Origin of the sequence: Paracoccus methylovorus (genome assembly GCF_016919705.1) — a bacterium.
GTDB lineage: Bacteria > Pseudomonadota > Alphaproteobacteria > Rhodobacterales > Rhodobacteraceae > Paracoccus > Paracoccus methylovorus.
The window spans coordinates 270116-289671 of sequence record NZ_CP070368.1 but is presented as its reverse complement, the minus strand read 5'-3'; the positions used below and the strand labels follow the sequence as shown (position 1 = coordinate 289671).

Genomic DNA, 19556 nt, shown 5'->3' with positions numbered 1-19556 from the left:
GTAGAAGCTTCAGCTTGGAAAGCCCTCGGCGCACCGCAGTTCGCCCGTCGAAAATCCCCGCCAGTTGCGTAATGGGCCGGTCAGGTATTTTTGCACCACCGGATGACCCTCCTCCAGCAAGCCCAGATGCACCATAATGGCGGTGATTGCGGCCTCCGACCCTCGCGTGCCGCCGTCCAGGATTTTCACCGCAATCCCCAGCCCTCGTTCGGGGACAATGCCGACAAAAACCGCCTCGGCCCCGGTCTTTACGGCGACGCGCCCCTTCATCGCACGCATCAGTTCTGTGCATGCGCGGCCTTCACCCGCGACCAGTTCGGGATGGGTCAGCATCGCCTCGACCAAACGCCGCTGCGCCTGACCCCGCACACCCGTGCCCGGTTGCGCAAAGCCGGCCATGGCACAGGACAAACCCTCGACCGTGCAGGCGAAATTAGGCGCCGAACAGCCGTCGATACCCCATCCGGCAGCGGTTTCTTTGGTCATCTCCTCGAAGGCGCGGCGTACGGCACGCTGCACCGGGTGGTCGATCTCGACATATTCGGGTCCCGCCTTCATGTGGCGCTTGAGCGTCAGGAACCCGGCATGCTTGCCCGAGCAGTTGTTATGGATCTGGCAGGGGCTTTCATCCGTGCAGGTCAACCGTTTTCGCTCGGCAGGATCATTGGGCATATGGGCGCCGCAGCGCAGATCGTCCTCTTCCAGACCCAGCGCGGACAGCCAGGCCACAACCCGGTCGGTATGGATACGGGCGCCGTCATGGCTTGCGCAAGCCAGTGCCAGCTGCTCGCTTCCCAGCCCGGCCGCCTCAGCCGCGCCACTTTCGACCAAGGGCAATGCCTGGATCATCTTGCATGACGAGCGCGGATAGATCACCGCCCCCGGATCGCCCCAGGCCTCGACGATGCCATTCGCATCCGAGATCACCACATGTCCCAAATGGGCACTTTCACGCGTTCCGCCCCGCCACAATTCGATGAGTCTGGCTGCTGTCATGGCTGTTTCCTCTGACAATCACGCGATTTTTCGCTAACGGGGGTTTTTCACACCGTCATTTTCGCATTATCTTGCCGACAGATGGTTGAAAACACCACCGTCATCGGCAACAAGCCGGAACAAACCGGACCATGGCAGGAGGCCAGAGCATGTTGAAATTCGCGCCGCGCGCCGCAGCGGCAGCCGCCGCAATTGCGATCGCCGCGTCTTCGCCGGTCCTGGCCCAGGACTCGACGAACGTCGTCGGGACCGAGGGCGACTGGACTATCTTCTCTGCAAACAGCCCAAAAGAATGCTGGGCAGTATCGGCCCCGAAATCCACCCAGAACCTGGATGCCAACGGCAAGCCCAGGGAAGTGACCCGTGGCGACATCCGGCTTTACGTCGCCTATCGCCCCGGCCAGAACGGCGAGGTCTCGTTCTCGGGCGGTTATCCCTTCGCACCGGATTCCGCAGTCGAGGTGAATATCGGCGGCAATGTCTTCAAGCTGTTCACCGACGGCGAAAGTGCCTGGACCGGGTCGCCTGCCGATGACGCCAAGCTGGTTACCGCGCTGCGTGCGGGCTCTTCGGCCGTGATTACCGGGCGCTCGGCGCGCGGCACGGTAACCAAGGACACCTTCAGCCTGTCAGGCATCACCGCCGCCACGAACAAGGCGCAGGCCGCCTGCAAATAGGCCGCACCAGTCGGAACTGAATACAAGCAGGGGCTCGCGCCCCTGTTTTCTTTTGGGCCACCCTGCCCTATATAGGCCCATTGCCCCCTCGCCGCCCGGACCCGCAGCCATGAACGCCCCGACCTCCGCCCCGATCACCCAGGACTTGCTGACCATCCCGCGCAAGCTGCCCGAGACATCGCGCCGCAACATCGTCGGGCTGACCCGGGATCAGTTGCACGCCGCGCTGGTCGAGGCCGGCACACCGCAAAAGCAGGCCAAGATGCGCGTGGGCCAGATCTGGCAATGGGTCTATCACTGGGGGATGCGCGATTTCACCCAGATGACCAATCTGGCCAAGGACTACCGCGCACTTCTGGCCGAGAAGTTCGAGATCGCGGTGCCCGAAATCGTAACCCGTCAGGTCAGCGCCGACGGAACGCGCAAATACCTGTTGCGCATCGCCGGCGGACATGAGGTCGAGACGGTCTATATCCCCGAGGAAGGGCGCGGCACGCTGTGCATTTCCAGCCAGGTAGGCTGCACGCTGACCTGTTCCTTTTGCCACACCGGCACGCAAAAGCTGGTGCGCAACCTGACCGCGGGCGAGATCGTCGGCCAGGTGATGGTCGCCCGCGACGATCTCGGCGAATGGCCGAACCCCGGCGAGCCCCGGGATGAAACGCGCCTGGTATCCAACGTCGTGCTGATGGGGATGGGCGAGCCGCTATATAATTTCGAGAATGTCCGCGATGCCATGAAGGTGGTGATGGATGGCGAGGGAATCAGCCTGTCGCGCCGCCGCATCACGCTGTCCACCAGCGGCATCGTGCCCGAGATCACCAAAACCGCCGAGGAAATCGGCTGCCTGCTGGCGGTCAGTTTCCACGCCACCACCGATGAAACCCGCGACAAGCTCGTGCCGATAAACCGCAAATGGAATATCGAGGCGTTGCTGAACACGTTGCGCGAATACCCGCGACTGTCGAACTCGGAACGCATCACCTTTGAATATGTCATGCTGGACGGTGTGAACGACAGCGACGAAGACGCGCGGCGATTGGTCAGGCTGATCCGTGGCATCCCGGCCAAGGTGAACCTTATCCCCTTCAACGAATGGCCCGGTTCACCTTATCGCCGCTCCAGCCGGGAACGGATCGAGGCGTTCGCCGACATCATCTACAAGGCTGGCTACGCCTCGCCGATCCGCACCCCCCGCGGCGAGGACATCATGGCCGCCTGCGGCCAACTGAAATCCGCCACCGAGCGCGGCCGCAAGACCGCCGCGCAAATCGCCACCGAGACCGGCGCCTGAGGCTTCTTTCGCAACTGTTGCGGCCAACTCGCATGGGTATTTGGGCAACAAAGAAGCCGACGCGGGGCGCGCCCGATTTTCTTCGTTGTATAAATACCCATAGGACAGTGCCGCCAGCGGAACGCTGTCTCTTCACGAATCCGGCACGGCCCGCGCTGAACTTGCCCTGCGCGTCCTGCGGTCGTAGAAGCGTCGGGATCCGCGAAAGAGGTGCCGCATGACCCGTTCGAAGCCCGTCGTCCTTTGCATCCTCGATGGCTGGGGCATTTCCTCGCGCCCCGAGCAAAGCGCGCCGGATCAGGCCAGGACGCCGAATTTCGACCGACTGATGCGGAGCTGCCCTCATGGCACACTGGTGACGTTCGGCCCCGATGTCGGCTTGCCCCGCGGCCAGATGGGTAATTCCGAGGTCGGTCATACCAACATCGGTGCCGGCCGCGTGGTGGCCATGGATCTTGGCCAGATCGACCTCGCCATCGAGGACGGCAGTTTCTACGAAAACACCGGGCTTGGCGAATTTATCCGCAAGCTGCGGGTCAGCGGCGGCACGGCGCATCTGATGGGTGTCGTCTCGGACGGTGGGGTGCATGGTCATATCCAGCACGTCGTCGCCGCCGCCCGCGCAATCACCGACAAGGGTGTGCCTGTGGTGATCCATGCCGTTACCGATGGCCGCGACGTGCCACCGAAATCGGCCATGGGCTTTATTGCCGAGCTTCAGGGCGAGCTGCCCAAGGCCGCCCGCATCGGCACCGTCATCGGCCGCTATTACGCGATGGACCGTGACAACCGCTGGGATCGTGTCGCCCGCGCCCATGCCTCCATGCTGCGTGGCGAGGGACTGTCCGCCCAAAATGCCGCGCAAGCGGTGGTCGACGCCTATTCCCGTGACGAAACCGATGAGTTCATCCAGCCCACCGTGATCGACGGTTATGCCGGCGCGAAAGATGGCGACGGGTTCTTTTGCCTCAACTTCCGCGCCGACCGCGCGCGAGAGATCCTTGCCGCGATCGGCCAGCCGGATTTCACCGCTTTCGATGCCGGTCCCCGGCCTGAATGGGCAGCTTTGCTGGGCATGGTCGATTATTCGACCCAACATGACAAATACATGGATGCCGCCTATCCCAAGCGGCAGGTGGTGAATACGCTGGGCGCGTGGGTCGCCCAGAAAGGGCTGAAGCAATTTCGTCTGGCCGAAACCGAGAAATACCCGCATGTCACCTTTTTCCTGAACGGCGGCAAGGAAACGCCGGAACCGGGCGAGGATCGCTTCATGCCCTCCAGCCCCAAGGTGGCGACCTATGACCTTGCGCCGGAAATGGCCGCGCCAGAGGTTAGCGAGGCGCTGGTTGGGGCCATTCAGGAAGGCTACGAGTTGATCGTGGTGAACTATGCCAACCCCGACATGGTCGGGCATACCGGCAGCCTGCCCGCCGCCATCCGCGCTTGCGAGGCGGTGGACCGGGGGTTGGGCATGATGCTGGACGCGCTGGAAAAGGCCGGGGGCGCGGCCGTGGTCATTGCCGATCACGGCAATTGCGAAACCATGATCGATCCCCAATCCGGTGGCCCGCATACCGCCCATACCGTGAACCCGGTCCCGGTCATCGTCTTTGGCGGGCCTGAGGGCGCGAAGCTGCGCAACGGCCGGTTGGCCGATGTGGCACCGACCGTGTTGGACCTGATGGGACTTGACCTGCCGCCCGAGATGACCGGCACCTCTTTGATCGAGCGCGCATGAAACCCAGACTGCTCTTGCCGGTCCTGATGGCCTTTGCCATCAGCTCAACGGCTCCGGCACAGCCGGCGATCTCTGCCCAAGGTGATTCGCAACTGACGCAGGCCGCGCAAGAGGCGGCAGAGGCCGCCGATATGCTGCGCGCCGCGGTGAGCCAACTGGATGAGGCACTGACCGAGGACGATCAGGTCGCCTCGCTGACCCGGATGATTCGCGCCTATGAGCAAGGCCTGGCGGCACTGCGCGAAGGATTGCGCCGCGCCGGCATTCGGGAACAGGAAATCCGCGCAGAATTCGACGCACGCCGGGATCGGCTGGGCCGGGTGCTGGGGGTGATGACCTCGATGCAGAAATCACCCGAAACCATGCTGCTGCTGCATCCTGCGGGGCCGGAAGCCTCTGCACGGGCGGGAATGATCCTCGCCTCGGTCGCGCCGGGGCTGGAGGCCGAGGCCCGGGACATGCAACAGAAGCTGGAAGAGATCCGCGCCGTGCGGACGATCCAGCTTAATGGTGCAAACACGCTGGCGCAGGGGTTGGGACAGGTGCAAGAGGCGCGGCGGCTTTTGGCCTCGGCCGTAACCGACCGCTCCAGCCTGCCGGTGCGCTTTGGCGAAGATCCCCAGGAATTAACCGCGCTGGTGCAATCGGCCGATACGCTGGACGCCTTTGCCACGGGCATCGCCGGGATGGAGCAGGACGTCGGCGCACCCATGGCCGATTTTGAAGGCGCGCAGGGCAGCCTGTCCCTGCCGGTGCTGGGCAGTGTCCTGCACCGCTATGACGAACCCGACGCTGCGGGCGTGCGCCGGCCGGGTCTGGTCATCGCCACCTCGCCCGTCGCGCTGGTAACGGTGCCATGGCCTGCGACCATCCGTTATCGCGGTCCGCTGCTGGATTACGGCAATGTGATGATCGTTGAGCCCGCGCGGGGCTATCTGATGATATTTGCCGGTCTGGCGCAGGTATTCGGAGAGACGGGCGATGTATTGGCGGCAGGCGAGCCGGTCGGCCTTATGGGGGGGCAGGAACCGCCCGCACAGGAGTTCGGCGCCGAATTCGTCGCCAATGCAGCAGCCGGAGGCGGAGCTGGACAGACTGAGACACTGTATGTTGAACTCCGCAAAGGCAAGGAAACACTGGACCCGACAGAGTGGTTCGTGATGAATCCCATAGTCGGAGAGGCCGCGAACGAAACGGGCCGCAACGCAACCGGGCAGGACGGAACTGAATGAAACATTATCTTCTGGCAGGGGCGATCGGCACGCTTGCGGGCATTACCGTCGCCACCCAATTCGCCGGCCCACTGGTCGCGCAGGAATCGGGCAAGAACGCTTCGGTCTATGAGCAGCTTGATCTGTTCGGCAACGTATTCGAACGCGTGCGCGGCGATTACGTCGAACAGGTGGACGACAAGAAGCTGATCGAGGCCGCAATCAATGGCATGCTGACCTCGCTTGACCCGCACAGCTCTTTCCTGTCGGCCAAGGATTACGACGACATGCAGACCCAGACCCGGGGCAGCTTCGGCGGGCTGGGGATCGAGGTCGGACAAGAGGACGGGCTGGTCAAGGTCATCTCGCCCATCGACGATACGCCCGCCGCCGAGGCCGGCGTGAAGGCGGGCGATTACATCACCCATGTGAACGGCGAATCGCTGATGGGCCTGTCGCTGGACGAATCGGTCGAGAAGATGCGTGGCCCGGTCGGGTCCGAAATCCTTATCACCATTCTGCGCGAGGGCGAGAAAGAGCCCTTTGATCTGACGATCACCCGCGACACGATCAAGCTGACCGTGGTGAAAACCCGCATCGAAGGCCATGCCGTGGTGCTGCGCGTGACCACCTTCAACGACGAAACCATCGACACGCTGCGGACCGAGATGGCCAAGGCGATCAAGGATGCCGGCGGGATCGACAAGGTCACGGGCTTTGTGCTGGACCTGCGCAACAACCCGGGCGGGCTTCTGAATCAAGCCATCGAGGTTTCGGACGCCTTTCTCGACAAGGGCGAAATCGTCTCGACCCGCGGCCGCAAGCCCGAGGAAAGCGAGCGCTGGAATGCCAAGACGGGCGATCTGGCCGAAAGCAAGCCGATGGTGGTGCTGATCAACGGCGGCTCGGCATCGGCATCGGAAATCGTGACCGGCGCGCTGCAGGACCATCGCCGCGCCATTGTCGTGGGCACCAAAAGCTTCGGCAAGGGCTCGGTTCAGACGGTGATGCCGGTCACCGCCGACAGCGCCATCCGCCTGACCACCGCGCGCTATTACACGCCCTCGGGGCGCTCGATCCAGTCGCTGGGCATCCAGCCCGACATCATCGTCGAGCAGCCCGCGCCCAAGCCGCAGGAAGAGGACGAGGCCGGCAAGCCCCGGACCCAGTCGAAATTCCTGAACTCCGAAGCCGATCTGCGCGGTGCGCTGAACAATGATTCGATTAGCGACGAAGAGCGCAAGCAGATCGAGGAGGAGGCCAAGCAGGTCGAGGCCACCGCCAAGCTTCGCGAAGAGGACTATCAGCTTGCTTATGCGGTCGATATCCTCAAGGGGCTGGCAGCGGTGGACTATCACGCCCAGCAGGTCTCGGAAGCCGTGAAGCCCGCCAATACCGGCGAGGACTCGGGTCAGGGGGCGCAGGCGGAATGAGCGCGGAAGTGCTGGGCCCGTCGGGCCTGCCTTACCGGCCCTGCGCCGGGGTGGTCCTTGTCAATCCGGCTGGGCTGATCTTTGCCGGGCAGCGCATCGACAATCCCGGCCCAGCCTGGCAGATGCCGCAGGGAGGTATCGACAAGGGCGAAACTCCACGGCAGGCCGCATTGCGCGAACTGGTCGAGGAAACCGGCGTCACCCCCGATCTGGTCGATGTGCTGGCGGAATCGCAGGGTTGGGTGACCTATGACCTGCCCCCGGAATTGCTGGGCAAGGTCTGGAAGGGGCGTTATGGCGGCCAGAAACAGAAATGGTTCGCCATGCGGTTTCTGGGTGAGGACGCCGCGGTGCAGATCGCGACCGAGCACCCCGAGTTTGACCGATGGCAATGGATGCGGGCCGCAGACCTGATCGACAGCATCGTGCCCTTCAAGCGCGATGTCTATGCCCGGGTTTTGGCGGATTTCCGGGGCATTCTGGCCTGAATTACCGGCGCCTTGCCCAGCAGCGCGGGCGCATGGGTATTTGGGCAACAGAGAAATGCAGGGCGGCTTTGCGGGCCGCCCTTTTCATTTCAACCCCGCAGCATGGCCAGCAGGCGAGTATCGGCATAGCCGTCAGGCGTGACGCCGCGCGAACGCTGGAACGCCTTGATCGCCTCGCTTGACTGGCTGCCCAGCTTGCCGTCCACACCGCCGGTGTCGAAGCCCTTTGCCATCAGCAGCCGCTGGATCTCGGCCTTTTCGGTGTTCGACAGGGTGCGGTCGCCTCGTGGCCAGGCACCCTGAATGCCGGAGCGGCCGGCGATGGCCTCGCCCAGATAGGCCACGCCCAGCGCATAGCTGTCCGAGGTGTTGTATTTCAGGATGGCCCGGAAGTTGTCGGTTATCAGGAAAGCCGGGCCGCGAGCCCCTGCCGGGGCCAGTATCGAACCCGAGGGCACGGGCGCGCCGCTGGCCGTGCGTACCCCCATCGCCGCCCACTGCGAGCCCGGGTGCTGCACTGACTTTCCGACCTGGGTGAAGTCGAAGCCTTGCGGCAGGATGACCTCGGTTCCCCAGCTCTGGCCGGGTCGCCAGCCATTCTGGCGCAGGTAGGACGCCGTCGAGGCCAGCGCATCGGTGGGATCGTTCGACCAGATATCACGGCGGCCGTCACCGTTGAAGTCCACGGCGTGCGACAGGAAAGAGGACGGCATGAATTGCGTATGCCCCATGGCGCCGGCCCAACTGCCGACCATGTGGTTGCTGTCCACATCGCCGGACTGGATGATACGCAGCGCCGAAACCAACTCGCTGGCAAAGAATTCGCCGCGACGGCCGTCATAGGCCAGCGTCGCCAAAGCCGGCACGATCTGGGTATTGCCGCGATTGGCACCGAAGTTCGATTCCATGCCCCAGATAGCCAGCACGATCTCGCGCGGGACGCCGTAGCGGGCCTCGATTGCGGAGAGTGTGCTGGCGTATTGCGCAGCCTTGGCGCGGCCGGTGGCGCCACGCGTGCCGATGGCACCGTCGAGATATTCCCAGATCGGCTTGGTGAATTCGCTTTGCTTGCCATCAAGCGCGACGATGCTGGGCTGATAATGCGCGCCTGCCATGGCGCTGTCGAAGACCTGGGGCGAGATGCCGGCCGCCAAGGCGCGCGGGCGGAAGCTTTGCTTCCAGTTCTGGAAACCTGCCTCGGATCCCTGCCCGCCTGCCGTGGGCAGCCCGCCGAAATAACCCCCGGCACCTCCGGGGGCCCGGTTCATCGACGCGCCACAGCCTGCAAGGGCGAGAGTCAGCACAGCCGAGGTCGCAATGCGCAAGATGCGTCTGGTCATTCTGCCTGTCCGTTCCGTTGCTCTTTTTTCTTGTTCCAGCCAGTCTAGCCCAGCATGGCGCGGCTGGATAGGGGCGGATCAGTCGTCTTCGTCGTCGTAGAGCGGCTCCATCTGCGCGACGATCACCGCGTTCTCGTTCAGCGCGCGGCCCATGAGGGCGCGTTCCTCATCCGGGATCTCGTGACCTTCGGCCAGTCGTTCGTCGATCGTGCCATGGCCGGTGACCTCGATGGGGGCAAGGCCGGCCTGCTTCAGGATGGCGACGGTTTCACGCACCGCCTCATCCTCGTCCTTGCCCGAGGCGTAGCAAACCAGCGCCCCGCCGGTAGCGTCCTGGGGCAAACCGTCATCCGTGCTGCGGCCGACCTGGACCAGAAGCGTATAGACCTGTTGCATGGCTTTCCCTTTGTCGCGATTTGCCGTCATATCGCCCGAACGGACGGAGGTGACAATGAGCAAGAGCTTGCGACGCGTGCAATCGGCGCTGGAGGCCGCCGGCCTTGTGGCGGATATCCGCGAGACCGACGACAGCGCCCGCACGGCCGAGGGGGCGGCGGCGGCGGTCGGCTGCGAGGTCGATCAGATCGCCAAATCGATCATCTTTCGCGGCGAGGATACCGGCCATGTCGTGCTGTTCCTGACCGCTGGCGGCAATCGCGTCGATCCGGCCAAGGCGACCGAAATAGCGGGTCAAAAACTGGGCAAGGCCGATGCGGATCTGATCCGGGCCGAAACAGGCTTTGCCATCGGCGGCGTGGCACCGGTCGGACATCTGCGCCCGATCGAGGCTTGGGTGGACCCGCGCCTGCTGGACTTTGGCACCGTATGGGCGGCGGCGGGCACGCCCCGCCATGTCTTTGCCATCGCGCCGGACGATCTGATCCGTGTTACCGGCGCCCGACAGGCGGATTTCACCGCATGACAGCAAAAAGGGCGGGAAAACCCGCCCCGCTTTTCGCTATCTTGCCACCGCGCGATAAAGCCAGATCAGCACCACCGCGCCGATCAGACCGGCCACACCCTGCGCGAGCCAACTGCCCGCCTGCGCATTCAGCCCCACGAGACCCAGAAGCGTATTGCCGATCACCGCGCCGACAATGCCCAGGATGATATTGAGAAAAACCCCCGTATCAGCCTTCATGATGCTGCTGGCGATCCAACCCGCCAGACCGCCGACAACGATTGCGGCCAGCCAACCCAAACCCTGCATGTGAACCTCCGATTGCATGACGATATGCGGGGTAACGCGCCAGCGCCGGTTCGGTTCACGGCCGCATCACATCGCTGTGCGGTGATGCGGCCAGGCCACGCTTCAGTCGCGCAGCAGTTCGTTGATCGAGGTTTTGGAGCGGGTCTGCGCATCGACACGTTTCACGATCACCGCGCAGTAAAGGTTCACGCCGTTCTTCGAGGGCATCGAACCGGCAACGACGACCGAGCCTGCCGGAACTTCGCCATACATGACCTCACCGGTCTCGCGGTCCACGATCTTGGTGGATTGGCCGATGAAGACGCCCATGCCCAGGACCGAGCCCTCGCGCACGATGCAGCCTTCGACCACCTCGGACCGGGCGCCGATAAAGCAGTTGTCCTCGATGATGGTGGGGCCGGCCTGCATCGGCTCCAGCACACCGCCGATGCCGACGCCGCCCGACAGGTGCACGTTCTTGCCGATCTGTGCGCAAGAACCGACCGTGGCCCAGGTATCAACCATCGTGCCCTCATCGACATAGGCGCCCAGATTGACAAAACTGGGCATCAACACCACGCCCTTGGCGATATAGGCCGAGCGGCGCACGATGCAGTTCGGCACACCGCGAAAACCCGCATCGCGCCAGCGGCTCTCGTCCCAGCCGGCGAACTTGCTGTCCACCTTGTCCCACCAGGTGCCGCCCTGCGGGCCGCCGGCGTGGATCTCCATATCCTTCAGGCGGAAACCCAGCAGCACGGCCTTTTTCGCCCATTGGTTCACATGCCAGTCTTGGCCACGTTTTTCGGCGACGCGCAGCACGCCCTTGTCCAGCGCCTCTAGCGTTGCCTCGACGGCGTCGCGGACCTCACCCTTGGTGGTGGGGTTGATCTGGTCGCGGATCTCCCAGGCGGATTCGATGGCGGCTTCAAGTGCGTCATTCGACATGGTCTGGCCTCTCAACGGTGGAAACTCTTGTGCAAGGGCTATAAGCCGAGGGCTTCGGCCGCGCAATGTGCGGCAGTTTCTGCCAGAGGATTGGATGACGGAACCAGACGAGCGCAGCCACCCGTTTCGCGACAGCCAGCAGGACGCGGCGACGGCAAAGACCACCCCCGACACGCCCCAAACGCGTGCGCCGGCCTATCGGTTGGCCTTTACCGACCCCGAATTCCTGCTGCGCGAGGAACTGCGCCCGGTGCGGTTGCAGCTTGAACTGCTGAAACCGCAGATGGTCATGGATGCGCGCGGCATTCGTTCGACCGTGGTGATGTTCGGCGGCGCCCGCATCCCCTCGCCCGAGCGGCGCGAAGGGGCGCGCACGCCCACGCTGGCCGCCCTGTCGCATTATTATGACGAAGCGCGCCGTTTTGCCCGGCTGATGACGGAACGCAGTCTGAAAACCTATGGCGCCGAGAACGTGATCTGCACCGGCGGCGGTCCGGGGGTCATGGAGGCCGGAAACCTGGGCGCGCACGAGGCCGGAGGCAACTCGATCGGGCTGTCCATCGTGCTGCCGCACGAGCAGGCGCCGAACGCCTATGTGACGCCGGACCTGTGCTTCAACTTCCATTACTTCGCCATCCGCAAGATGCATTTCCTGATGCGGGCCAAGGCGGTGACGATATTCCCCGGCGGCTTCGGCACCATGGACGAGATGTTCGAGGCGCTGACTCTGATTCAGACCGGCCGCATGAAGCGCGTGCCATTCATCCTGTTCGGGCCCGAGTTCTGGCACAAGGTCATCAACTGGGAGGCGCTGGCCGAAGCCGGCACCATCAGCCCCGAGGATCTGGACCTGATCAGCTTTGTCGAAAGCGCCGACGAGGCGGTCGAGATCATCGACAACTGGGTGGTGCCCTGCCCCTGAGGATGACGGCATCAGGACAAGGATCAGCCGGCCCGTCCTGCTGATCCGTTTCCCCCGCTACGTTCTGTTCGGTCCGGGTTTGGGTGATGTCCACGGGAATGCCCGGCATCCTGTCTGCAACGGCGACCCGTCTGGTTTAGTCGGGCGCCGGCTGTTTCGGCCACCACGCGATGAAATCCCCCACGGCATTGTTCACGGGCACCAGCCCCTCGGCCGGCCGATCCAAGGCCGTCGATGGCTCATGCGCTTGGGCCGCACCATGGCAATAGATCGCATGTGACAATTCGGGCCGCATCTCGGGCGCGGGCTGGTCCTCGATGGCGCGGACAGTGACGGTCCCCAGTTTCAGCGCGCGCTGAAAACATGCGTCATCGCCATAGACTTCGGTCAGGAGCGCGATCACCTTGGCTTGAAACAGGGCGCGATCCAGTGGCGCCTCGATCTCCTCGGTCGTGGAATGCGGATCCTGCTGCGAAGTCGTGGACGTTCCGTCCCGTCGACCGGTGCCCCAGCGGTCAGGAAGCATATCCCTGTCCACTACGGCGGTTTCCGCGACCGGAGGCACCTCGGGCTGGGCACGTGTCACAGCAGAACTGATAACTTCGGCCGTCTGCGTGGCGGCAGGGCCGGCACGGCCCGGGGTCTGGTTGACAGTTGGAATCATGACGCACCCGACGGTTCGTGATCTGGACGGGTCCAGCGTAGCGGATGAAATCGGGCTTTCACCGATTCCTTGCCGGGCTTTTTCCTAAAATTCTAACCATTTTAATGGGTTCATTCCCGGTGATAGGGACTGCCAGCCAGAATCGTCGTCGCGCGATAGATCTGTTCGGCCAGCATGACGCGCACCAGCATATGCGGCCAGACCATGCGGCCAAAGCTGATGGCAAGATCGGCCCGGTCGCGCAGACTGGGGTCAATGCCGTCCGCGCCGCCGATCACAAAGGCAACGTCGCGCGCCTGATCGCGCCAGTCGGCGATACGTGCTGCGAATTCCGGGGAACTGGCCATCTGGCCACGCTCATCCAGCACCACCAGCGCGGCACCGTCCGGGATCGCCTTGGCCAGCAGCGCCGCCTCGGCCATCATACCGCCGCCGCGCCTGTCCTCAACCTCGGTCAGCGTCACGGCGGGCAGGCCGAGGGCCCGGGCCGCCTTGGCGTGGCGGTCCAGATAATCGGCGATCAGTTTCGCCTCGGGGCCCTGCCGCAGCCGCCCGACCGCGGCAATGACCATGCGCATGGGTCAGATCTGGGGCTTGCGGGCCTCGTCGGCCGCATGTTCGGCCCGCAGCCGGTCAAGCGTGGCCGAGCGCAGCGCGTCGGCGGGCATCCACATCTTTTCCAACTGGTAGAATTCGCGCACCTCGGGGCGGAAGATATGGACGATCACGTCATCGGTATCGATCAGCACCCAATCGCCGGTTTCCTTGCCCTCGATCCGGGCCGGACGGCCGGTCTGTTCCTTCAGTCGCTCGACCAGCTTTTCGGCGATCGAGGCCACCTGACGCGCGTTCCTGCCCGAGGCGATCACCATGTGATCGGCCATGGCCGAACGACCGCGCAAGTCGATGGTCACGACATCCTCGGCCTTGTCGTCGTCGAGAGAGGCAAGAATGCGGTCCAGTAGCTGATCGCTTGTCAGCCCCGATTCCGCGGTGGTCGCAGCCGGCACAGCAGCCGGCGAGACGGTATTGGACAGGGTTCATCCTCCGGTCATCACGCCGATCTCCCCCGGCGCCGGGGCCTTATCAATGTAGCACGGAATCTCGTCCGCTCAATGCAGGTGCGGCGGATTTCTGGCCGCAGGCCCTGCCCGACAGACAAAATATGGCAAATTCCCCAAAGGATCGGCACATTGCACCTGCCCCGCCGCCCAGCTCAACTGCCAGGTTTCGACACCCGCCATGGCCCGTGCCTGCTTAAGCGGCGTGTCCGCCACATGCACGGCCAGCGCAAAAACGGCCACGCAGATCAGGGGGATCGCCCGCAGGATGATGCGAATCAGCATGATGGGTCCTTTCCGTGTCTTTTCCGCCGAAAATAGGGCCCATTTCTCAACTTGGAATTAACAGAGCCGTGTGCCGATATTGAATATGAAGTGAATCCGGCCTATTACTTCTGGCATGCGAGGATTCGTCTATTTCGACATTCATGATCGCGCCCGGCTTCCGGGCCGGTTCTACGGCGAAAGCCTGTCCGTCACTGCACGACTTTGACGGCAGCGGACGCTTGCGCGCGTCCCGCCGCGAACTGCGGCACCCCTCCGCCCTTTCCCAGCTAGTCTTCCAGAAAAGAGACAGCCATGACCGGCAACACCAATGCGGGCGCGCCCCGCACCCTCTATGACAAAATCTTCGACGCCCATGTGGTCGAGCGTTCCGAGGATGGCACCTGCATCCTTTATATCGACCGCCATCTGGTGCACGAGGTGACCTCGCCCCAGGCGTTCGAGGGGCTGCGGATGGCCGGACGCAAGGTGCGCCGCCCCGACCAGACCATCGCCGTGCCGGACCACAACGTGCCGACCACCGCCGACCGCGTAAACGGCATCGAAAACCCCGAGGGCCGCATTCAGGTCGCCGAACTGGACAAGAACGCCCGCGAGTTCGGGCTGAACTATTACCCGATGAGCGATGTCCGCCAGGGCATCGTGCATATCGTCGGCCCGGAACAAGGCTGGACCCTGCCCGGCATGACGGTGGTGTGCGGCGACAGCCACACCGCCACGCATGGCGCCTTTGGCGCACTGGCGCATGGCATCGGCACCTCCGAGGTCGAGCATGTCCTGGCCACCCAGACGCTGATCCAGAAAAAGTCCAAGAACCTGAAGGTCGAGATCACCGGCAAGCTGCGCCCGGGTGTGACCGCCAAGGACATCACCCTTGCCGTGATCGGCAAGACCGGCACTGCCGGCGGCACCGGCTATGTCATCGAATATTGCGGCGAAGCGATCCGCGACCTGTCGATGGAAGGCCGCATGACCGTGTGCAACATGGCGATCGAAGGCGGCGCCCGCGCCGGCCTGATCGCGCCCGACGAAAAGACCTTTGCATATTGCATGGGCCGCCCGCATGCCCCGAAAGGCGCCGCCTGGGAAGCCGCCGTGACCTGGTGGAAGACGCTGTTCAGCGACGAGGGCGCGCATTGGGACAAGGTCGTCACCATCCGCGGCGAGGACATCGCCCCGGTCGTGACCTGGGGCACCTCGCCCGAGGACGTGCTGGCAATCACCGACAAGGTCCCCGCCCCCGAGGATTTCGAAGGTGGCAAGGTGGAGGCCGCGCGCCGCAGCCTGGACTATATGGGCCTGCAGCCGGGCACGCCACTGAACGAGATCAAGATCGACGCGGTCTTCATCGGCTCGTGCACCAACGGCCGGATCGAGGATCTGCGCGCCGCGGCCTCGATCCTGCGGGGTCACAAGCTGGCGCCGGGCGTGCGCGGCATGGTCGTTCCCGGCTCGGGCCTCGTGCGCCTGCAAGCCGAGGAGGAGGGGCTGGACAAGGTCTTTACCGACGCCGGTTTCGAATGGCGTCTGGCCGGTTGCTCGATGTGCCTGGGCATGAACCCCGACCAGCTTTCGCCGGGCGAACGCTGCGCCGCGACCTCGAACCGCAACTTCGAGGGACGCATGGGCCGCGGTGGCCGCACCCACCTGATGTCGCCGGTCATGGCGGCTGCGGCGGGGATCAAGGGCCACCTGACCGATGTGCGCGAGCTTCTGGCGGAAACCGTCTGACGGCTTTGGGCGGGGTCCTAGCGGCCCCGCCGCAAAAGCACGACGGCATTGATCGCAATCAACAGCAGCCCGGCGTTCTCGAACCAGAAATTGTATCCGACGTTCGCGAAATCCGCGCTGATGAGCATGTCCACATGATGAAAGCCCACCGCGCGCACCAGCACGAAACCGCACAACACGGCCAGCCCCAGCAGGGCGAGGCCGTTGCGGCGCATGTGCCCGCGCAGGATTTTCGTCGCCCAGACAAGCGTGATCACCACCCCCAGCACCAGCCCGGCAATGAAGGCCAACTGCACCAGGCGACGGTTGTCATACCAGCCCTGCGCGCGAGCCATGCAGCGTCCGGTGGCGGTCAGCGCGGTTTGCAGGTCCAGTTGCTTGTTCACCGCCAGAAACGCCATCAGCACGGCAATGGTCAGCCACAACCCCCGCGCCGCTCCGGCCGGACGGCGGAACAGGACCCTCAGCGCCAGAAGCAGGCAGATCAGATAGGACAGCACCGTCAGCCAGCCGGTGATCTCGGGGTCGCCAATGGTCGGCGTCCAGTCGTGCGCGATACAGGCCCGCAGGGCCGAGAAGCTGGAAAACCCAAAAAACATCAGCGAAACCCGTATTCTTGGGGCGCAGCGCGCCGGATGGGTCTCGGTTAACGGGGACGTGCGCCCCAAGTCAATTCTGCGAGGATCAAGATATGGACAAGTTCACCACCCTGACCGGCATCGCGGCCCCCATGCCGCTGGTCAACATCGACACCGACATGATCATCCCGAAACAGTTCCTGAAGACGATCCATCGCTCGGGTCTGGGGAAAAACCTGTTCGACGAGATGCGCTATAACCCCGATGGTTCCGAGATCCCCGATTTCGTGCTGAACCAGCCAGCCTATCGCGATTCGCAGATCATTGTCGCCGGTGACAACTTCGGCTGCGGATCGTCGCGCGAACATGCGCCCTGGGCGCTGCTGGATTTCGGCATCCGCTGCGTGATCTCGACCAGTTTCGCGGACATCTTTTACAACAACTGCTTCAAGAACGGCATCCTGCCCATCATGATGCCGAAAGAGGTCGTGGACGTGCTGATGGAAGATGCGAAAAAGGGCGCCAACGCCCGCATCACCGTCGATCTGGAAAACCTGACCGTGACCACCTCGGATGGGCAAAGCTTCCCGTTCGAACTGGACAGCTTCCGCCGTCACTGCCTGCTGAACGGGCTGGACGATATCGGCCTGACCATGGAAAAAGCCTCGGCCATCGACACCTATGAGGCGCAGATGACCCAGAGCCGGCCTTGGGTGTAAGGGCCTTTGCCGGGGCGGCGCTGGTCGCCGCCTTGGGATTTGCCGCCAGCGCCGATCCCCTGCGGATCGCAAGTTACAGCCCCGACCTGTCTCGCGACGGGCCGGGGCTTTTGTTGCGAGACCTTGGCCGCGAGGACAAGCAGATCGAGGCAGCGGTGCAGGTCATTGCCGAAACCCGGCCCGATATCCTGCTGCTGACCGATTTCGACTGGGATCTTGAGGGGCGCGCGTTAGAGGCCTTTGCCACAAAGCTGGCGCGGGCGGGGCTGGATTATCCGCACCGCTTCGCTGCCCGCCCGAATTCCGGGATGGCGACCGGGCTGGACCTGAATGACGACGGCCGGCTTGCCACGGCGGACGACGCGCAAGGGTTCGGCAGCTTTTCCGGGCAGGGCGGGATGGCGATCCTGTCGCGCCATCCGATCGGGCCGGTCACGGATTACACGGATGCCCTGTGGCGCGACCTGCCCGGCCACCTGATGCCGCCTTTGCCCGAAAAGGTCGCAGCGGTCCGCCGCCTGTCCTCGACCGCGCATTGGGACGCCGTGATCGCGGTCGGGAACGAGCCGCTGCACCTGCTGGCCATGTCTGCGACGCCTCCGGTCTTCGACGGCCCCGAGGATCTGAACGGGCGGCGCAACCATGACGAACTGGCGTTCTGGCTGCATCACTTGCCCGAGGGGCCCTTCGTGCTGGCGGGGAACCTGAACCTGGACCCCATGGACAGCGAGGGCCGCCCCGAGGCGCTGGCCCGAATCATGGATCATGTCACCGATCCCCTGCCTCGCAGCGCCGGCGGGGCCGCGGCAAAAGGCGGCGTCAACGACAGCCACAGGGGCGATCCGGGCCTTGATACCGGCGACTGGCCCGACGACAGGCCGCCGGGCAATCTGCGCGTTGATTACGTCCTGCCCGCAAAGCCGCTGACGGTGCTGGATGCGGGGGTGTTCTGGCCAGCCGAGGGGCTGCTGGCCGATGCTGCGCTGACCGCATCAGCGCATCGGCTGGTCTGGGTCGATCTGGACTGGCCCCCCGGCCCCTGATTCTCCCCGTCCCTGATTCCGCTTGCCGCAGGTGCAGCATCACGGGTAATATGCCCGTGTATCGGTGCCCCATACGGGGCCAAAAGGGAATGCGGTGCGGCCTTGGATATCCGGGGCCCAATCCGCAGCCGCCCCCGCGACTGTAGACGGAGAGCGGACGCCCATCACGCCACTGGCCATCATATTGGGCCGGGAAGGCGGGCGTCTGCCGTGACCCGTGAGCCAGGAGACCTGCCGATGCGTGAAACCACAACGTCGTCGGGTTGGACGACTACAGGAAAGGGTCGCAAATGACCGCAAAACCAATGACCGCAACCGGCGTCAGCCGGGCCTCGGTCCTGTTTCCGGCCATCGCCGTTTTCGCCATCGGCTTCGGGCTGATCTTCATGGCCGGGCTGGTGCAGGCCGAGACCCTGCATGACGCCGCCCATGACGTGCGTCACGCCACCGGCTTTCCCTGCCACTGACATGTTCTCACGCATTTTGACCAGCGGATTGATCGCTGGTGCTGTAACGGGGCTGATTGCCGCCCTGTTGCAGCTATATTTCGTGCAGCCCGTACTGCTTCATGCCGAACTTTACGAATCCGGCCAACTGGTTCACTTCGGCGCCGATGTCATCGACGCGCATCAGGATATTGGGCCCTTCGACTGGACCCGCAACGGGCTGTCGGTCCTGTTCACCATGATGGTCTATGCCGGCTATGGGCTGATGCTGATGGCGCTGATGGCGGTTTCCGAATCGCAGGGCAATGCGGTCACGGCGCGGCAGGGTCTGCTGTGGGGGCTTGCGGGCTTTCTGACCATGCAGCTTGCCCCCGCCTTCGGCCTTGCCCCCGAGGTGCCGGGCGTCGGCGCCGCCCATGTCGAGATCCGTGCCATCTGGTGGCTGGGCACCGCGCTGGCGACAGGGCTGGCGCTGTGGCTGATCGCCTTTGGCAAGGGCTGGGCGGCCTGGGGGGCGGCGCTCGTGCTGATCCTTGCGCCGCATCTGATCGGCGCGCCGCAGCCCGACGCCTATATCGGTCCGGTCCCGCCCGAGCTTTCGGCCGAATTCGCCGGTCGCGCGCTGGGTGCCGGGGCGATGGCCTGGGTGTTGCTTGGCCTGCTGGGCGGCTGGTTCTGGCAACGCGAAGGCCAGAACGCACCCCTGCCGCAAACCGCCTGATCAGGGCAGGTACGGCTGGCCGGGGGCGTGGTGTTGCGCGCCCGGCCTTTTCCAGAACCGAACCGGGGA

23 protein-coding genes and 1 riboswitch are annotated in these 19556 nt (G+C 64.2%); of the genes, 13 read left to right on the top strand and 10 right to left on the bottom strand.

What is annotated here, in order from left to right:
- Positions 1-9: 9 nt before the first annotated feature.
- Complete coding sequence (locus JWJ88_RS01445; protein ID WP_205294349.1) at positions 10-996, bottom strand: asparaginase; 987 nt, start codon at positions 994-996, stop codon at positions 10-12.
- A 149-nt stretch (positions 997-1145) separates the two neighbouring features.
- Here JWJ88_RS01445 and JWJ88_RS01440 point away from each other — a divergent pair, with 149 nt between their 5' ends.
- The 6 genes from JWJ88_RS01440 (at position 1146) to JWJ88_RS01415 (ending at position 7840) form a co-directional block, all read left to right on the top strand.
- The gene (locus tag JWJ88_RS01440) at positions 1146-1673 is read left to right on the top strand and encodes an invasion associated locus B family protein (RefSeq protein ID WP_205294348.1); all 528 of its coding nucleotides are present in this window, start codon (positions 1146-1148) and stop codon (positions 1671-1673) included.
- 109 nt (positions 1674-1782) lie between these two features.
- On the top strand, positions 1783-2967 hold the full coding sequence (rlmN, locus tag JWJ88_RS01435) for a 23S rRNA (adenine(2503)-C(2))-methyltransferase RlmN (protein ID WP_205294347.1): 1185 nt from the start codon (positions 1783-1785) through the stop codon (positions 2965-2967).
- A 217-nt stretch (positions 2968-3184) separates the two neighbouring features.
- On the top strand, positions 3185-4708 hold the full coding sequence (gene gpmI / locus JWJ88_RS01430; RefSeq protein ID WP_205294346.1) for a 2,3-bisphosphoglycerate-independent phosphoglycerate mutase: 1524 nt from the start codon (positions 3185-3187) through the stop codon (positions 4706-4708).
- On the top strand, positions 4705-5940 hold the full coding sequence (locus JWJ88_RS01425) for a murein hydrolase activator EnvC family protein (RefSeq protein ID WP_205294345.1): 1236 nt from the start codon (positions 4705-4707) through the stop codon (positions 5938-5940). Before gpmI ends, JWJ88_RS01425 begins: the two co-directional genes overlap by 4 nt.
- Positions 5937-7352: a S41 family peptidase gene (locus tag JWJ88_RS01420; protein WP_205294344.1), complete on the top strand. Its 1416-nt coding sequence runs from the start codon at positions 5937-5939 to the stop codon at positions 7350-7352. The genes JWJ88_RS01425 and JWJ88_RS01420 overlap by 4 nt, the downstream gene beginning before the upstream one ends.
- A complete protein-coding gene (locus tag JWJ88_RS01415; RefSeq protein ID WP_205294343.1) occupies positions 7349-7840 on the top strand; it encodes an RNA pyrophosphohydrolase in 492 nt (163 codons plus the stop codon). Before JWJ88_RS01420 ends, JWJ88_RS01415 begins: the two co-directional genes overlap by 4 nt.
- Before the next feature lie 89 nt (positions 7841-7929).
- Here JWJ88_RS01415 and JWJ88_RS01410 read toward each other — a convergent pair whose 3' ends face one another.
- Together JWJ88_RS01410 and JWJ88_RS01405 are read right to left on the bottom strand one after the other, a co-directional pair.
- Positions 7930-9180: a lytic murein transglycosylase gene (locus JWJ88_RS01410; protein WP_205294342.1), complete on the bottom strand. Its 1251-nt coding sequence runs from the start codon at positions 9178-9180 to the stop codon at positions 7930-7932.
- A 78-nt stretch (positions 9181-9258) separates the two neighbouring features.
- Positions 9259-9576: a hypothetical protein gene (locus JWJ88_RS01405; RefSeq protein WP_205294341.1), complete on the bottom strand. Its 318-nt coding sequence runs from the start codon at positions 9574-9576 to the stop codon at positions 9259-9261.
- A gap of 55 nt (positions 9577-9631) precedes the next feature.
- Between JWJ88_RS01405 and JWJ88_RS01400 the strand changes: the two genes are divergently transcribed.
- On the top strand, positions 9632-10102 hold the full coding sequence (locus tag JWJ88_RS01400) for a YbaK/EbsC family protein (RefSeq protein WP_205294340.1): 471 nt from the start codon (positions 9632-9634) through the stop codon (positions 10100-10102).
- 36 nt (positions 10103-10138) lie between these two features.
- On the opposite strand, the gene JWJ88_RS01395 is transcribed toward JWJ88_RS01400, so the two are convergent.
- Entirely contained in the window at positions 10139-10390 is a 252-nt protein-coding gene (locus JWJ88_RS01395; protein WP_205294339.1) for a GlsB/YeaQ/YmgE family stress response membrane protein, read from the bottom strand.
- A gap of 102 nt (positions 10391-10492) precedes the next feature.
- A complete protein-coding gene (gene dapD / locus JWJ88_RS01390; RefSeq protein ID WP_205294338.1) occupies positions 10493-11317 on the bottom strand; it encodes a 2,3,4,5-tetrahydropyridine-2,6-dicarboxylate N-succinyltransferase in 825 nt (274 codons plus the stop codon).
- A 94-nt stretch (positions 11318-11411) separates the two neighbouring features.
- Here dapD and JWJ88_RS01385 point away from each other — a divergent pair, with 94 nt between their 5' ends.
- Entirely contained in the window at positions 11412-12239 is an 828-nt protein-coding gene (locus JWJ88_RS01385) for an LOG family protein (protein ID WP_205294337.1), read from the top strand.
- Positions 12240-12375: 136 nt separating this feature from the next.
- Here JWJ88_RS01385 and JWJ88_RS01380 read toward each other — a convergent pair whose 3' ends face one another.
- From JWJ88_RS01380 to JWJ88_RS01365, 4 genes are all read right to left on the bottom strand, one after another.
- The gene (locus JWJ88_RS01380; RefSeq protein ID WP_205294336.1) at positions 12376-12903 is read right to left on the bottom strand and encodes a hypothetical protein; all 528 of its coding nucleotides are present in this window, start codon (positions 12901-12903) and stop codon (positions 12376-12378) included.
- Positions 12904-13013: 110 nt separating this feature from the next.
- Positions 13014-13481 (bottom strand): 23S rRNA (pseudouridine(1915)-N(3))-methyltransferase RlmH, encoded by a 468-nt coding sequence (rlmH, locus tag JWJ88_RS01375; RefSeq protein WP_205294335.1) that lies wholly within the window; start codon positions 13479-13481, stop codon positions 13014-13016.
- A 3-nt stretch (positions 13482-13484) separates the two neighbouring features.
- Positions 13485-13913, bottom strand: a complete 429-nt coding sequence (rsfS, locus tag JWJ88_RS01370) for a ribosome silencing factor (protein ID WP_240200171.1) — start codon at positions 13911-13913, stop codon at positions 13485-13487.
- A 102-nt stretch (positions 13914-14015) separates the two neighbouring features.
- On the bottom strand, positions 14016-14249 hold the full coding sequence (locus JWJ88_RS01365; protein WP_205294334.1) for a hypothetical protein: 234 nt from the start codon (positions 14247-14249) through the stop codon (positions 14016-14018).
- A gap of 294 nt (positions 14250-14543) precedes the next feature.
- On the opposite strand from JWJ88_RS01365, the gene leuC reads away from it, so the two are divergent.
- Positions 14544-15980 (top strand): 3-isopropylmalate dehydratase large subunit, encoded by a 1437-nt coding sequence (gene leuC / locus JWJ88_RS01360; protein WP_205294333.1) that lies wholly within the window; start codon positions 14544-14546, stop codon positions 15978-15980.
- A gap of 17 nt (positions 15981-15997) precedes the next feature.
- Here leuC and JWJ88_RS01355 read toward each other — a convergent pair whose 3' ends face one another.
- The gene (locus tag JWJ88_RS01355; protein ID WP_205294332.1) at positions 15998-16579 is read right to left on the bottom strand and encodes a hypothetical protein; all 582 of its coding nucleotides are present in this window, start codon (positions 16577-16579) and stop codon (positions 15998-16000) included.
- A 92-nt stretch (positions 16580-16671) separates the two neighbouring features.
- Between JWJ88_RS01355 and leuD the strand changes: the two genes are divergently transcribed.
- The 4 genes from leuD (at position 16672) to JWJ88_RS01335 (ending at position 19487) form a co-directional block, all read left to right on the top strand.
- Positions 16672-17277: a 3-isopropylmalate dehydratase small subunit gene (gene leuD / locus JWJ88_RS01350; RefSeq protein ID WP_205294331.1), complete on the top strand. Its 606-nt coding sequence runs from the start codon at positions 16672-16674 to the stop codon at positions 17275-17277.
- Positions 17268-18320, top strand: a complete 1053-nt coding sequence (locus JWJ88_RS01345; protein WP_205294330.1) for an endonuclease/exonuclease/phosphatase family protein — start codon at positions 17268-17270, stop codon at positions 18318-18320. The genes leuD and JWJ88_RS01345 overlap by 10 nt, the downstream gene beginning before the upstream one ends.
- A 45-nt stretch (positions 18321-18365) precedes the next feature.
- Positions 18366-18573, top strand: a riboswitch (cobalamin riboswitch).
- 37 nt (positions 18574-18610) lie between these two features.
- Positions 18611-18787 (top strand): CbtB domain-containing protein, encoded by a 177-nt coding sequence (locus JWJ88_RS01340; protein ID WP_205294329.1) that lies wholly within the window; start codon positions 18611-18613, stop codon positions 18785-18787.
- Position 18788: 1 nt separating this feature from the next.
- Positions 18789-19487: a CbtA family protein gene (locus JWJ88_RS01335; RefSeq protein WP_205294328.1), complete on the top strand. Its 699-nt coding sequence runs from the start codon at positions 18789-18791 to the stop codon at positions 19485-19487.
- Positions 19488-19556 lie beyond the last annotated feature (69 nt).